Source organism: Pectobacterium versatile (genome assembly GCF_020166435.1).
GTDB classification, from domain to species: Bacteria; Pseudomonadota; Gammaproteobacteria; order Enterobacterales; family Enterobacteriaceae; genus Pectobacterium; species Pectobacterium versatile.
The window spans coordinates 17,065-30,386 of the sequence record NZ_JAINZP010000027.1; the positions used below are offsets into that span (position 1 = coordinate 17,065).

The following is a 13,322-nucleotide window of genomic DNA, read 5'->3' on the forward strand; positions in this document are numbered from 1 at the left end:
TACTGCGAGATGACTCACGATGTCGATTGAAATACCCGCATCCGTTCTTCCACTTTTTCAGGCGGCAGGCTGGCCGCGTGCTGAAGCACAATCAATTCCGCCGTTTGTGCCGGAGAACCATCCGGCTTTCGCTATCCTGCGCGCGTTCAGTGGGCTGACGGTCGGGCAGTGCGGCACAGGAGAAGCGTGTGCCAGCGGCGACATCGCTTTTGGCGGCAGCGAAGATTTGCAGCAGGATGAAACGCTGCTCGAGTGGCAAGGTATTCTGAACTCGACGTTGATTCTTGTCGGTGAAACCCACCATTCTCACGGGGCTTTACTGATGGATAATGCGGGAGCCTGCTACGGCATGAGCTTTATCCATGAGGCATTCTGGTTTGAAGGGGCGTCTTTTGGTGCCGCCGTTGAACGCATTCTGTTGGGCCGCAAGGGGCAACCGATGCTGCGACCAGACCAGCCGTCAATTTCTATGTATGGCGAAACGATTACCGCAGATCATCCGAGCGTTCATCGCTACCGCTAGCCACCTTCTCCGGCAACTGTCGGATCCACACCAGTGAGGATTTTCTGAGATGACAGCGTTCTCTGTGGCGTGATTTCCTGTGAATGGTTCTCTGTGACATCACCTCATCAGATAAGGTACTATTCCCGCCAAACATACCGCCGCTATGGCGTGCCGGAAAGCGTAACCATCGCGCCGCGATGTGAGGGAAGTGAGATAAATGAGTGAGATGACTCATGACGGCGCAGAAAGCCTTGCGCTGCGCACGTTTACCGAAAATGCATACCTAAATTATTCCATGTACGTCATCATGGACAGGGCATTGCCGTTCATTGGCGATGGCCTGAAGCCTGTGCAGCGTCGCATTGTGTATGCGATGTCCGAGCTGGGACTGAATTCCAGCGCCAAGTTTAAAAAATCTGCCCGTACCGTGGGTGACGTGCTGGGTAAATACCATCCGCACGGCGACAGCGCCTGCTATGAAGCGATGGTGCTGATGGCGCAGCCGTTCTCTTACCGCTATCCGCTGGTGGATGGTCAGGGGAACTGGGGGGCACCGGACGATCCGAAATCGTTCGCCGCCATGCGTTATACCGAATCGCGGTTGTCCAAATATGCAGAACTGCTGCTGTCCGAGCTCGGACAGGGTACTGTCGATTACACCCCGAACTTTGATGGCACGATGCAAGAGCCGAAGATGCTGCCTGCGCGTCTGCCTAATATTCTGCTGAACGGCACCACCGGGATTGCCGTTGGGATGGCGACGGACATACCACCGCACAACGTGCGTGAAGTCGCCGCCGCCGCCGTGATGCTGCTGGAAAACCCAAAGGCCTCGCTGGAAGAGTTGTTGCAGCATGTTCAAGGGCCGGATTTCCCGACGGAAGCCGAAATCATCACGCCACGCGATGAAGTGCGCAAACTCTACCAGAATGGCCGTGGTTCCGTGCGTATGCGCGCGGTGTGGAAAAAAGAAGACGGTGATGTCGTGATTACCGCGCTGCCGCATCAGGTTTCCGGTGCCAAAGTGCTGGAGCAGATTGCCAGCCAGATGCGCGCGAAGAAGCTGCCGATGGTCGAAGACCTGCGTGATGAATCCGATCACGAGAATCCAACTCGTCTAGTGCTAGTGCCGCGCTCGAACCGGATCGATATGGACCAGGTGATGAACCACCTGTTCGCCACGACCGATCTGGAAAAGAGCTATCGCGTTAACATGAACATGATCGGTCTGGATGGTCGCCCTAGTGTGAAAGGGCTGGTCGAGATCCTGAGCGAATGGCTGGTCTTCCGTCGTGACACCGTGTGCCGCCGTCTAAACTACCGCCTGGAAAAAGTGCTCAAGCGCCTGCATATCCTTGAAGGCTTGCTGATCGCGTTCCTGAATATTGACGAAGTGATTCATATCATCCGCACGGAAGATGAGCCGAAGCCCGTTCTGATGCGCCAGTTCAGCCTGAGTGAAACACAGGCTGAAGCGATCCTGGAGCTGAAATTACGTCATTTGGCCAAGCTGGAAGAGGTGAAAATCCGTGGTGAGCAGGGCGATCTGGCAAAAGAACGCGATCAACTTCAAGCACTGTTGGCATCCGATCGTAAGCTCAGCAACCTGATTAAGAAAGAAATTCAGTTCGATGCGCAAGCCTATGGTGACGATCGTCGTTCGCCGCTGCGTGAACGTGGCGAAGCGAAAGCGATGAGCGAGCACGACTTTGTGCCGTCCGAACCGGTTACCATTGTGCTGTCAGAAATGGGCTGGGTACGTAGCGCGAAAGGGCATGACATCGATCCTACTGGGCTGAGCTATAAAGCGGGCGATAGCTTCCGCGCCGTGGCGAAAGGTAAGAGCAATCAGCCTGTGGTGTTCATTGACTCCACTGGCCGCAGCTATGCGCTGGATCCGATCACGCTGCCTTCTGCACGAGGTCAGGGTGAGCCGCTGACGGGCAAACTCACGCCGCCGCCGGGCGCGACGATTGAACAGGTGCTGATGGCTGCAGACGATCAGCCGCTGCTGATGGCATCGGATGCGGGCTACGGCTTTGTCTGTACCTTCAACGATCTGGTGGCGCGTAACCGCGCGGGTAAAGCGATTATTACGCTGCCGGATAACGCGAAGGCGCTGGCACCGATCGAGATTAAAGGCGACGATAACCTGCTGATGGCGATCACCGCCGCAGGCAGAATGCTGTTGTTCCCTGTCTCCGACTTACCACAGCTGTCGAAGGGCAAGGGCAACAAGATTGTGTCCATCTCTTCGGCTGATTTTGCGGAAGGCAAAGACCGTCTGACCTGGCTGTATCTGCTGCCACCACAGGCTTCAGTCACGCTGTACTTCGGTAAGCGTAAGCTGGTGCTGCGTCCAAACGAGCTTCAGAAGTATCAGGGCGAGCGCGGGCGGAAAGGCACATTGCTGCGTGGGCTACAGCGCATCGACCGGATTGAGGTGGATGCACCGCAGCAAATTAGCACCGGCAGCAGCGAAGAATAACGCCTCCGTATTGTCATGTGCATGTTGAGAAAGGCGGTGTCATACCGCCTTTCTTTAGTTTCCGGTTGCCATCCCGTCGCAAATTGAATCACCGTGTGTTTTAGCGCGAAATCGCTATACTAGCGGCGGCTGTCGGCTCATGAGGTTGCTATGTTATCCATTTTGCGTTTTTTTATTGTCGTTATATTTTCGATTTTGATCTGTATTTTTGGCTTGTTTTACTGCCTGTTCAGCCCTCGAAATCCCCGCCATGTAGCGACCTTCGGCCATCTTTTTGGTCGCTTGTCCGTCGTGTTTGGCCTGAAAGTAGAAATGCGGATACCGGAAGAAGCAGCGCATTACGGCAACTGCATCTATATCGCGAATCATCAGAACAACTACGATATGGTCACGGTATCCAGCGCAGTTCAGCCTCGTACTGTTACCGTGGGCAAGAAAAGCCTGCTGTGGATCCCGTTCTTCGGGCCGCTTTATTGGCTGACGGGTAACTTGCTGATTGACCGTGAAAACCGCGCTAAAGCGCATGGCACTATTGCCCAGGTCGTGAAGCATATTAAAGAGCGCAACACCTCTATCTGGATGTTCCCCGAAGGTACACGCAGCCGTGGACGCGGCCTGCTGCCATTCAAAACTGGTGCCTTTCATGCCGCGATTAGCGCAGAAGTGCCGATTGTGCCGATTTGCGTTTCCACGACCAGCAATAAGGTGAAGTTGAACCGCTGGAATAACGGACTCGTTATTGTAGAAATGTTGCCACCCATTGATACCCGCGCATATACCAAAGAGCAGGTTCGCGAACTGGCGACACACTGCCATGATGTGATGGCTGCCAAGATAGCGGAGCTGGATGCGGAAGTGGCGGCGCGCGAAGCAGCAAACAAAAAATAAGTTTCCCCTCGGGTTACGCGATTATTTCTTCCGATTGTCTATTCAAGAACGAATCGGAAGTTAAACTTTGCTTACGGTTAATGGATTTACGGAGTCATTATGTCACTCAGCCGACGTCAGTTTATTCAGGCATCGGGCCTTGCGTTATGTGCGGGTATGACGCCACTGGCAGCCAAAGCCAGTGGGAACCCCGCCGCATTGCCGATACCGCCATTACTGGAGTCGCGCCGAGGCCAGCCGCTTTTTCTGACCATGCAGCGTGCCCATTGGGCATTCTCCGGTGACCGCAAGACCTCCATTTGGGGAATCAACGGCCATTATCTGGGGCCGACGGTGCGGGTGTATGACGGCGACGACGTTAAGCTGATTTACAGTAACCGCCTGAATGAGCCTGTCGCGATGACGATCGGTGGGTTGCAGGTGCCGGGGCCGCTGATGGGCGGCGCGGCTCGCATCATCTCTCCCGGAACTGACTGGTCACCGGTATTGCCTGTTCGTCAGCCAGCGGCGACCTGCTGGTATCATGCCAATACGCCGAACCGCATGGCCCCGCATATCTATAACGGGCTGGCTGGGTTATGGCTGGTGGAAGACAGCGTCAGTAAATCCCTGCCGCTTCCCAATCACTACGGTGTTGATGATTTCCCATTGATTATTCAGGATAAACGACTGGATAACTTTGGTGTCCCTCTCTATAACCCGCCTTCTAACGGCGGATTTGTGGGGGATTCACTGCTCGTCAACGGCGTGCAAAATCCCTTTATTGAAGTGTCCCGTGGCTGGGTTCGCCTGAGATTGCTGAACGCGTCGAACTCCCGGCGTTATGTGATGCGGCTGAGCGATGGCCGGGCGATGCATGTGATCGCCAGCGATCAAGGGTTATTACCGGCACCAATGGCGGTGAACCAGCTTTCTCTCGCGCCCGGCGAACGACGCGAAATTCTGGTCGACATGTCGCAAGGCGAAGAAGTCACGCTGACGGCAGGCGAGTCAGCCGGAATTATGGATCGTCTGCGCGGGCTGTTCGAGCCTTCCAGTATCCTGATTTCGACGCAAATACTCACGCTGAAGCCGACGGGGCTGTTGCCATTAGTCACGGACAACCTGCCAATGCGCTTGCTGGCCGACAACATCATTGAAGGCAGCATCAGCCGCACGCGCGAATTCCGTCTGGGTGACAGTCTGCCCGGCATCAACGGCGCGATGTGGGACATGACGCGGGCCGATGTACAAACCCAGCTTGGCCGCTGTGAGCGCTGGATTATCCACGCCGACACGCCGCAGGCTTTCCACATTCAGGGCGTCAAATTTCTGGTGCGCAGCGCGAGTGGTCGTCCGCCAGCGGTGGAAGACAGCGGCTGGAAAGATACGGTGTGGGTAGATAGTGATGTCGAGCTACTGGTTTATTTCACGCAGCCTTCCTCAATGGCGTTCCCCTTCCTGTATTACAGCCAGACGCTGGAACTGGCCGATCGCGGCTCGACGGGGCAGCTCATCGTACAATCTGCGATGTAAACCGACCCATAGCCTGCCAACTTCTCCGCGTTACCCTCCGCCGTGACAAATGTGACGGCGATGCTTATCTGTTTCTTAATGTGATCCACCTCTATTCAGACAAACCAAAATTAAAGATGCGAAGGCGTGCGGACGATACCTTATATATTGATGTTGCTATTAATTAAGGGTGAATGGCGTTTTGCGTCGCGTACTGTTCCGGGTCTGATTGGTGCTAAAAGAACATTTTTTATTACAACAATGTCAGAGTCAGAGCGTTTCGTTTCGCTATGAAATCAGGTTCACTTTCTGTTTTAACCTGTACGCAGCCAGAACGCTGCGTCACTAAAAGGGCTGCACTATGCGGGAACTACTGCTTTGGGTCAGGGATCAGCTGGCTGGAGCGCCGTCGGCGCCTCGCTATATGCAGCTCGCGTCGTTGCTTGAATCAGAAATCGGCCGCCGTAAGACGTTATCCGGCCAGTTCTTACCCGCCGAAAGACTGATTGCGCAGCAGTTGGGATTGTCGCGCGTAACGGTTTCCCGTTCCCTGTCTCTGCTGGAAGAGAAAGGGCTGATTGTGCGCCAGCAAGGGGTGGGAACCCGCGTGGCTCAACGGCTTAACTATGCGTTGAGCGCCGATGATGAAGGGTTCACCGCGCTGATATTGAAACAAGGCGGCGTTGCTGGCAGCCTCTGGTTAGAAAAGGCAATACAGGTTCCGCCTGCTGCCATCGCCGCAAAAATGTCTCTGCCGGAAGGCGAGGCCGCCACTTATTTGCGACGCGTCCGGCTCAGCAATGGTGAGCCCGTTTCGCTGGAAACGACCTGGATACCGCAAAAATTCCTACCCGACCCGGAAGCGCTTGAGCAGTCTCTCTATCAATATTGGGTGACGCGTGGCATCACGCCGGACAAAAAACGCTATCGTTTCAAAGCGATTGCCTGTAAGGCAGAGATCGCCACGCTTCTTGGTATTGCGGCGGAGGCACCAGCGCTGTACTGCCAACTGCATGTTTATAACGAACGAGGTGAACTGCTGGAATACAGCGAAGCACATTGCCGTAGCGATGTGTATGAGATTCAGTTTGCCGATTAGAAGAACAATGCCAGCCCAGTGAAGGCTGGCATCGACGGTGGATTAGTCGTTTCTCGGCTCATCAGGGTCCGAGCCCAGACGCTTCCCGCTGTCCAGCTTGGCAATTTCCCCCAGTTCGTCTTTATCCAGACGGAAATCAAACACCTCGAAGTTTTCCTTGATGCGCGCAGGCGTCACCGATTTAGGAATCACCACCAGCCCGCTGTCCAGATGCCAGCGGATCACGATCTGTGCTGGCGTTTTTCCGTATTTGCTCGCCAGTTTACGGATAATGGGATGGTCGAAGACGCCTTCGCCACCCTGCGCCAGCGGGCTCCAGGATTCTGTCTGGATATGGTGCGTGGCGTTCCAGGAATGAAGTTGCTTTTGCTGGAGAAGAGGATGCAGCTCGACCTGATCGATGACCGGCAAAACGCCCGTTTCTTCTTTTAGCCGCTGTAAGTGGTGAATGTGGAAATTACTGACGCCGATACTTTTCGCCAGACCTTGTTCCTGGAGTTTGATGAGCCCGCGCCAGGCATCCACGAAGGTATTCTGTTGTGGGAGCGGCCAGTGAATCAGGTAGAGATCGATATAATCTAACCGAAGTTTTCTCAGACTCTCTTCCAGTGCTTTTTGGGGATCGGTGTGATCGCCATTCCAGAGCTTGGTGGTGATGAACACCTCTTCACGCGGCAGGTTCGCGGAACTCAGTGCCTGACCAACGGCCTCCTCGTTCTTATAAATCGCGGCGGTATCGATCGCCCGATAACCGATGGACAAAGCCTCAGTCACGGCGATCACCGTGTCCTCACTGCTTGCTCGCCAGACACCAAGGCCCAACTGGGGCATGATATTGCCGTCCGCCAGCTTAACTTTCGGTTGCGTCATCTCATTCTCCTTTTATATCCGTTAATCCATAAACTTATCATAGGGTTAACTGGATGGGCGACCTGTTCATATCACGGACATAGCGGAACGTGATCCCTAGCAGGAACAGGCATATGATTTCATTCTAGTAGAAAAATTCGTCGGCTATACATTGCCTGATGATAAAGGGAGCCGATTGACTTAATGCCGATCGTTTAAGCATCGAGATACACGGGGCGACCACAGGGGTGAGGCGTCCCTGCGGGAACCTCCCCCTGTGTTTCCCCTAATAACGGGCTTAAGTGACCAATATTAGCCGAGCGGCTCCCCTTAACAGACACAGCATTGAGGGTATATCGCGTGATATAGGCGTGGTTTAAACGATAGCGTTTTCTCCTGTCACTCGAATGATTGGGATTAGAGGGGCTTAACGTGCTGCCTCATAAATCTTCTGGCTTTCTTCCAGCGTGATGTCGCGGTGTTCGCCTAGCGCAGTCAGGCCGTGCTCGCTGAGTTTGGCGACCAGTGTTGGAATGGAGCTGCCATCCAACTGATAGTCAGACATGCGAGTCGGCACGCCCATTTTCTCGAAGAAGTCACGCGTGGCGGCAATCGCGCCGTCGATGCGCTGATCTTCGCTACCGTCACGCAGGTTCCAGACGCGCTCGGCGTATTGCAGCAGTTTGTCGCGCTTCTGGGCTTTTCTTGCCGCCAGCATGGCCGGCAGAACGATAGCCAGCGTCTGGGCATGGTCAAGACCGTGCAGCGCCGTTAATTCGTGTCCCAACATGTGGGTTGACCAGTCCTGCGGCACGCCTGCGCCAATCAGGCCGTTCAACGCCATGGTAGCGCTCCACATCACATTGGCTCTGACCTTGTAGTTCTCCGGTTCAGCCAGCGCGCGCGGGCCTTCTTCAACCAGCGTCAGCAGTAAACCTTCCGCAAAACGATCCTGTACTTTGGCATCGACGGAATAGGTCAGGTACTGTTCAACCGTGTGAACGAAGGCATCGACTACGCCGTTCGCGATCTGGCGAGCGGGCAGGGTGTACGTCACGACCGGGTCGAGCACCGCGAAAAGCGGCTGCGTGTGGCGTGAGCGGAAAGCGAGTTTATCGTTGGTCGATTTACGAGTGATGACCGCGCCGTTGTTGGATTCCGAACCGGTCGCAGGCAGGGTGAGCACGGCCGCCAGCGCGACGCCGCGATCGATTTCCGCCCCACCGGTTTGCAGAATATGCCACGGGTCTTGCGCCGCCTGATAGTCTGCGGCGGCAGCGATAAATTTCGTGCCATCAACCACAGAGCCACCGCCAACCGCCAGCAGGAAGTCAATCTTCTCCGCCCGGACAACCTCAACGGCTTTCATCAGCGTTTCGTAAGTCGGGTTGGGCTCAATGCCGGCAAACTCGCGTACGTTGCGGCCTTCTAAGGCGCGATAGACCTGATCCAGCACGCCATTGTGCTTCACGCTGCCGCCGCCGTAGGTGATGAGGATACGGGCATCGGCAGGAATTTCTTTGCCTAATTCAGCAATCTGGCCTTCGCCAAACAAAATCTTGGTAGGGGTATGGAGTGTGAAATTTAGCATAGGTTATTTGTCCAGTTTAAAGCCCTGTTGGAGGATCGCGGGCAAGACTTTCGGGAAGTAGATGTGTTGATAGTAACTGGCGGTGTTGTCACCCCAGTTGTCGCCGTCTGTGCGGCTGGTTTGCTGCCAGTGTGCCACCAGCGTTTGGTTATATTGCTCAATCGCCGCAGGCAGAACGTCCTGATGATAGGTTTCATCATGGCGGAATGAATTCAGCGGCAGGCGCGGTTTCTGATGCGCCGGGGTATCGACATAGCCGATAGCGACGCCTGCAACAGGGAACGTCAGTTCAGGAAGTTCCAGAAAGTCGATCATCGCCTGTGGGTCGCGACGAATGCCGCCAATCGGGACAATGCCCAGCCCAAATGAACGTGCGGCGGCCATTAGCGTGCCGAGCGCGATGCCGACATCCGTTGTGCCGGAAATCAGGCTTTCAAGGCTTTCATGCGCGTGCTGCTGCTTGTCGCTCATGGCAATCCCGACCTGCGTTTTATGCATATCCAGCACCACGGTAATGAAGACGGGTGCTTGGGCAATCCACGGCTGGCCGCCAGCCAATTCGGCAATGCGTGCTTTGCGTTCTGGGTCGCGGGTGACGATGAGCGAGACCTGCTGAGAGTTTACGGACGTCGGTGCCAGATGGGCGGACTGAATAATGGCATCCAGCACGTCATCGGGAATCGCTTTATCAAGATAGCTACGTTCACTGCGGTGTGAGGTGAACAGCTCAATCGTTTTATTCATGTCTTTTCCCGTGGGATGAGAGGATGGCGGTATGCTCAATATTGTCATCAACCCACGTAAGACGTTCAATGCACATTTCTGTTTGGTTATTGCCTATTTCTACAAAATGTAGGAGAAAAGGGTGATAGTAATTCGCAGGTATGTCATTTTGTTTCTTCTGTCAGGAGAGAGGCTTCGGGCAGGAAAAGTGAACCCGTAGCGAGAGAACACCATTTTGACGCAGACCCCATACATGTCGACAGAAAGCCAATGCGAGCGGCTTGTTCAGAAACAGCCAGAACTGCAACAGATTGAGCTGCAACAGACGGTACGGCAGCGTATCGTGCAGCAGGCAATACGCTGTTCAACCAAAAGCTGGGCTACGCCGTCGCTCGTGCCGCAGGTCAGGATTCTTTATACGGAACAGCATCATCCGCGTGTGCCAGTGATGTATGAACCGACGATTGTCATCATTTTTCAGGGCCAAAAGATTGGCTATCTGGGTGGAAAAACCTTCCAGTATGACCCGGAAAATTACCTGTTGATGACCGTGCCGCTGCCGTTCGAATGTGAAACGATAGCCAGCGTTGAACACCCGCTGGTGGGGATGGCGATCCGTATCGATATCCAGATGCTTCAGGATTTGCTGATCGACATCGGTGATGACGACAGCGCGATCCGCCCCTGTTCCTGCACGTGTGGGGTGAACAGCGCGCCGCTGACCGATGAGATTCTGTGTGCCGTTGAACGGCTGCTGGATGCGATGAATAATCCGCGTGATGCCCGCGTGCTGGGCCCGGCGATTGTGCGCGAGATTATCTATCATATGCTCTGCGGCGAACGCGGTGCGGCGTTACAGGCGTTGGTGAATCGACACACGCATTTCAGCCAGATAGCCAAGTCTCTGCGGCGTATTGAAAACCACTATGCCGATAGCCTGAATGTGGAACAGCTGGCGTCTGAAGTGAACATGAGCGTCTCGGCGTTTCATCATAACTTTAAGGCCGTCACCAACACATCGCCGTTGCAGTACCTGAAATCCTACCGCTTGCATAAAGCGCGCGTGATGATGATCAACGAAGGGCTGAGAGCGGGCGTTGCGGCCGCCCGCGTCGGGTATGAGAGCGTGTCGCAGTTTAGCCGGGAATTTAAGCGCTATTTCGGTGCGACGCCGAGCGATGAAGTCACGAGAGTAAAAGCCAGTAACATGGCGGTTGAGGAAAGCTGAAGACGTTAAGAAAGCGTGCCGTTGCCCGATTTAGGCGACCGCACGTTTTTTGCGCCACACCACGATAGCCATGCCGATCAGGCCGCTCACCAGCAAAATAATCGGGAGCAGGATCAGCGCGGTCATCACCTGATCTTCATAGCGTTTGACCAGCGGAATGTGGCTGAGCGCGTAGCCGAGCGTGACAATCCCCCCGACCCACAGCAGCCCGCTGAGCCAGTTGAAAATCTGAAAGCGCGTATTGTTTAACCCCGAAATCCCCGCCATCGTTGGCAGCAGCGTGCGGATAAACGCTAAAAAGCGGCCAACCAACAGCGCCGCCAGACCATGCTGGTGGAACAGATGATAAGCGCGCTGGTGGTAATGCGCGGGAAGCTGTAACAGCCAGCCTTTTACCAACCGGGTATCGCTCAGCCAGCGCCCTTGAAGGTAGCTGAGCCAACAGCCAAGGCTGGCGGCGATGGTGAGGAGAATCATCGTAGGGAAAAAGCTCATCACGCCTTTGGCAATCATGGCGCCTGTGAGCAACAGCAAGCTATCGCCGGGTAGAAAAGAAGCAGGCAGCAGGCCGTTTTCCAGAAACAGCGTCGTGAATAAAATGCCGTAAATCACCCAGATGACGTGGGGATCGGCCAGAGCACTAAAATCCTGCTGCCAGAGCGCCTGAATAATGTCGTGAACCACACTCATATTACTTCCCGCCAGTGACGATATTCACTATCTCTCAGGCTGCGGCAATGAAACGCTGGGTTACCTGAAATCTACTGCCTATCAAGCCTTAAAACTATCAAGCCCTAAAATCGGTATGGGGCCAAATGCCTTGCCGCATTGTGAGAATACGACAGGGCTTAATGCTAAATTTTGGTTAAAGTAACGCGTTTTTTTGGTCAACGTTGACTCATGATTATCATAACGCATTACCCACCGCGCCGCAGGAGAAATCAAGGCACGGCGGCTTTATGGCCGTCACACTTTCTCTATTTTGTTTCCTGCTGGTCGTTTGGCTACGTTGAGTCTGCTGACGACGTGCTAGGTTCTCAGTCTGCTGAAGCCCGCGGCCAGATCGTCGATCAGATCGTCACTGTCTTCAAGTCCAATATGTAACCGAATAAGTGTGCCGGTAAAATCCACGCCGCTCACAGGACGAATGGCCACCAGTTCTTCCGGTTGATTCGCCAGAATCAGTGACTCGAAGCCACCCCACGAATACGCCATACTAAAGTGTTCAAAATGGTCCAGATAGTGCGCCAACGCTTCTTTGCTCAATTTCTCTTTCAACACAAAAGAGAACAAACCGTTGCAGCCGTTAAAATCGCGTTCGTAGAATTCGTGCCCTTTGCATCCCGGCAACGCGGGATGATTAACGACCGCGACTTCTGGCCGCTCCGCCAGCCACTTCGCAATGCGTATGCTACTTTCCTGATGCTGCTTGAGCCTGATGCCCAGTGTGCGCAGGCCACGGCTGGCGACATAGGCGGTGTCGGCATCGACCATTTGGCCCATCAGGTAAGAGTGTTCACGCAACTGTGCCCAGCAGCGCTCGTTAGCGACTGCGGTGCCTAGCATGGCATCAGAATGGCCGACGATATATTTCGTACCGGCCTGAATAGAGATATCAATATCGAAGTCGAGCGCCTTGAATAAAATGCCTGCCGCCCAGGTATTATCAATCATGATGACGATCTCGGGATTGATACGGCGTACGGCTTGGACGATGGCTGGCACATCGTGTACTTCCATAGTGATGGAGCCCGGTGATTCGAGAAAGACGACTTTGGTGTTGGGTTGGATCAGTTCGGCAATATCCGCACCGATGAGCGGATCAAAATAGGTGGTGCTGACATTCAGCTTGTGGAGCACTTTCGTGCAGAAATCCTGTGTGGGCTCATAGGCTGATCCTGTCACCAGGATGTGATCGCCTGCCGCGACGAAAGAGAGGATCGCGTTAGAAACGGCGGCTGCGCCGCAGGGGTATAAGGCACAGCCTGCGCCGCCCTCCAGCTCCACCATGGCTTCCTGAAACGAGAAATGGGTCAGCGTGCCACGGCGACCATAGAACAGCGCACCCTTGGCGCGGTTAATGGTGGCGTGCTTTTTGTCCTGCACGGTATCAAATACCAGAGAAGAAGCGCGCTGAATTACGGGGTTGACGGAGCCGTGGGTGAACTTCTTGCTGCGTCCTGCGGCGACTAAGGCGGTTGCCGTTTTTTTGCTTGTCATAACCACTATTACCTTTTCTATTCAATCCTGCCGGATGACCCAATGCGCCAGATATTCCCGATAGTGAGGGTGTGGGGAAATGAAGAGGCGTTATTCGATGTATTTGTCTTACGTTATCACGGCTTGGGCGGTGTGTGGGCAGGTTTTGTCGTCACGGAAAAATGGTCAGAGAGGTTGATTTTCCCGCGTAGAAAGGGACTTTCTGTCAATTTTTCTGGGATAAGATAGCGGTAAGTG

Annotated in this window: 11 protein-coding genes; 6 read left to right on the forward strand and 5 right to left on the reverse strand. The window is 54.4% G+C overall.

The window, feature by feature from the left end; translation table 11 throughout:
* Positions 1 to 19: 19 nt before the first annotated feature.
* From K7X24_RS19860 to K7X24_RS19880, 5 genes are all read left to right on the forward strand, one after another.
* Positions 20 to 523, forward strand: coding sequence for an SUKH-3 domain-containing protein (locus K7X24_RS19860; protein ID WP_107332198.1), 504 nt, complete (start codon positions 20 to 22; stop codon positions 521 to 523).
* A 199-nt stretch (positions 524 to 722) separates the two neighbouring features.
* Positions 723 to 2,993 carry a DNA topoisomerase IV subunit A gene (gene parC, locus K7X24_RS19865; protein WP_224558016.1) on the forward strand — a complete coding sequence of 757 codons (2,271 nt, stop codon included), beginning with the start codon at positions 723 to 725 and terminating at the stop codon, positions 2,991 to 2,993.
* A 150-nt stretch (positions 2,994 to 3,143) separates the two neighbouring features.
* Positions 3,144 to 3,881 carry a 1-acylglycerol-3-phosphate O-acyltransferase gene (locus K7X24_RS19870; RefSeq protein WP_039539451.1) on the forward strand — a complete coding sequence of 246 codons (738 nt, stop codon included), beginning with the start codon at positions 3,144 to 3,146 and terminating at the stop codon, positions 3,879 to 3,881.
* Positions 3,882 to 3,980: 99 nt separating this feature from the next.
* Entirely contained in the window at positions 3,981 to 5,396 is a 1,416-nt protein-coding gene (gene ftsP, locus K7X24_RS19875) for a cell division protein FtsP (RefSeq protein WP_107332200.1), read from the forward strand.
* A 340-nt stretch (positions 5,397 to 5,736) separates the two neighbouring features.
* Entirely contained in the window at positions 5,737 to 6,474 is a 738-nt protein-coding gene (locus tag K7X24_RS19880; protein WP_224558018.1) for a GntR family transcriptional regulator, read from the forward strand.
* A 42-nt stretch (positions 6,475 to 6,516) separates the two neighbouring features.
* Here the strand turns inward: K7X24_RS19880 and dkgA are convergent, their stop codons facing one another.
* The 3 genes from dkgA to K7X24_RS19895 form a co-directional block, all read right to left on the reverse strand.
* A complete protein-coding gene (gene dkgA / locus K7X24_RS19885) occupies positions 6,517 to 7,344 on the reverse strand; it encodes a 2,5-didehydrogluconate reductase DkgA (protein WP_161508701.1) in 828 nt (275 codons plus the stop codon).
* Positions 7,345 to 7,750: 406 nt separating this feature from the next.
* Positions 7,751 to 8,914 (reverse strand): alcohol dehydrogenase, encoded by a 1,164-nt coding sequence (gene yqhD / locus K7X24_RS19890; protein ID WP_130623299.1) that lies wholly within the window; start codon positions 8,912 to 8,914, stop codon positions 7,751 to 7,753.
* 3 nt (positions 8,915 to 8,917) lie between these two features.
* Positions 8,918 to 9,658, reverse strand: coding sequence for an NADPH-dependent oxidoreductase (locus tag K7X24_RS19895; protein ID WP_095701349.1), 741 nt, complete (start codon positions 9,656 to 9,658; stop codon positions 8,918 to 8,920).
* 232 nt (positions 9,659 to 9,890) lie between these two features.
* Here K7X24_RS19895 and K7X24_RS19900 point away from each other — a divergent pair, with 232 nt between their 5' ends.
* A complete protein-coding gene (locus tag K7X24_RS19900; protein WP_211025911.1) occupies positions 9,891 to 10,865 on the forward strand; it encodes an AraC family transcriptional regulator in 975 nt (324 codons plus the stop codon).
* A 30-nt stretch (positions 10,866 to 10,895) separates the two neighbouring features.
* Here K7X24_RS19900 and K7X24_RS19905 read toward each other — a convergent pair whose 3' ends face one another.
* The gene (locus tag K7X24_RS19905) at positions 10,896 to 11,555 is read right to left on the reverse strand and encodes a DedA family protein (RefSeq protein WP_103861613.1); all 660 of its coding nucleotides are present in this window, start codon (positions 11,553 to 11,555) and stop codon (positions 10,896 to 10,898) included.
* Positions 11,556 to 11,894: 339 nt separating this feature from the next.
* On the reverse strand, positions 11,895 to 13,085 hold the full coding sequence (gene metC, locus K7X24_RS19910; RefSeq protein ID WP_224558029.1) for a cystathionine beta-lyase: 1,191 nt from the start codon (positions 13,083 to 13,085) through the stop codon (positions 11,895 to 11,897).
* Positions 13,086 to 13,322 lie beyond the last annotated feature (237 nt).

Bases quoted from the DNA above. Each gene is read 5' to 3' on its own strand.
- K7X24_RS19860 (WP_107332198.1), top strand. From the start codon at position 20: ATGTCGATTGAAATACCCGCATCCGTTCTTCCACTTTTTCAGGCGGCA.
- parC (WP_224558016.1), top strand. From the start codon at position 723: ATGAGTGAGATGACTCATGACGGCGCAGAAAGCCTTGCGCTGCGCACG.
- K7X24_RS19870 (WP_039539451.1), top strand. From the start codon at position 3,144: ATGTTATCCATTTTGCGTTTTTTTATTGTCGTTATATTTTCGATTTTG.
- ftsP (WP_107332200.1), top strand. From the start codon at position 3,981: ATGTCACTCAGCCGACGTCAGTTTATTCAGGCATCGGGCCTTGCGTTA.
- K7X24_RS19880 (WP_224558018.1), top strand. From the start codon at position 5,737: ATGCGGGAACTACTGCTTTGGGTCAGGGATCAGCTGGCTGGAGCGCCG.
- dkgA (WP_161508701.1), bottom strand. From the start codon at position 7,344: ATGACGCAACCGAAAGTTAAGCTGGCGGACGGCAATATCATGCCCCAG.
- yqhD (WP_130623299.1), bottom strand. From the start codon at position 8,914: ATGCTAAATTTCACACTCCATACCCCTACCAAGATTTTGTTTGGCGAA.
- K7X24_RS19895 (WP_095701349.1), bottom strand. From the start codon at position 9,658: ATGAATAAAACGATTGAGCTGTTCACCTCACACCGCAGTGAACGTAGC.
- K7X24_RS19900 (WP_211025911.1), top strand. From the start codon at position 9,891: ATGTCGACAGAAAGCCAATGCGAGCGGCTTGTTCAGAAACAGCCAGAA.
- K7X24_RS19905 (WP_103861613.1), bottom strand. From the start codon at position 11,555: ATGAGTGTGGTTCACGACATTATTCAGGCGCTCTGGCAGCAGGATTTT.
- metC (WP_224558029.1), bottom strand. From the start codon at position 13,085: ATGACAAGCAAAAAAACGGCAACCGCCTTAGTCGCCGCAGGACGCAGC.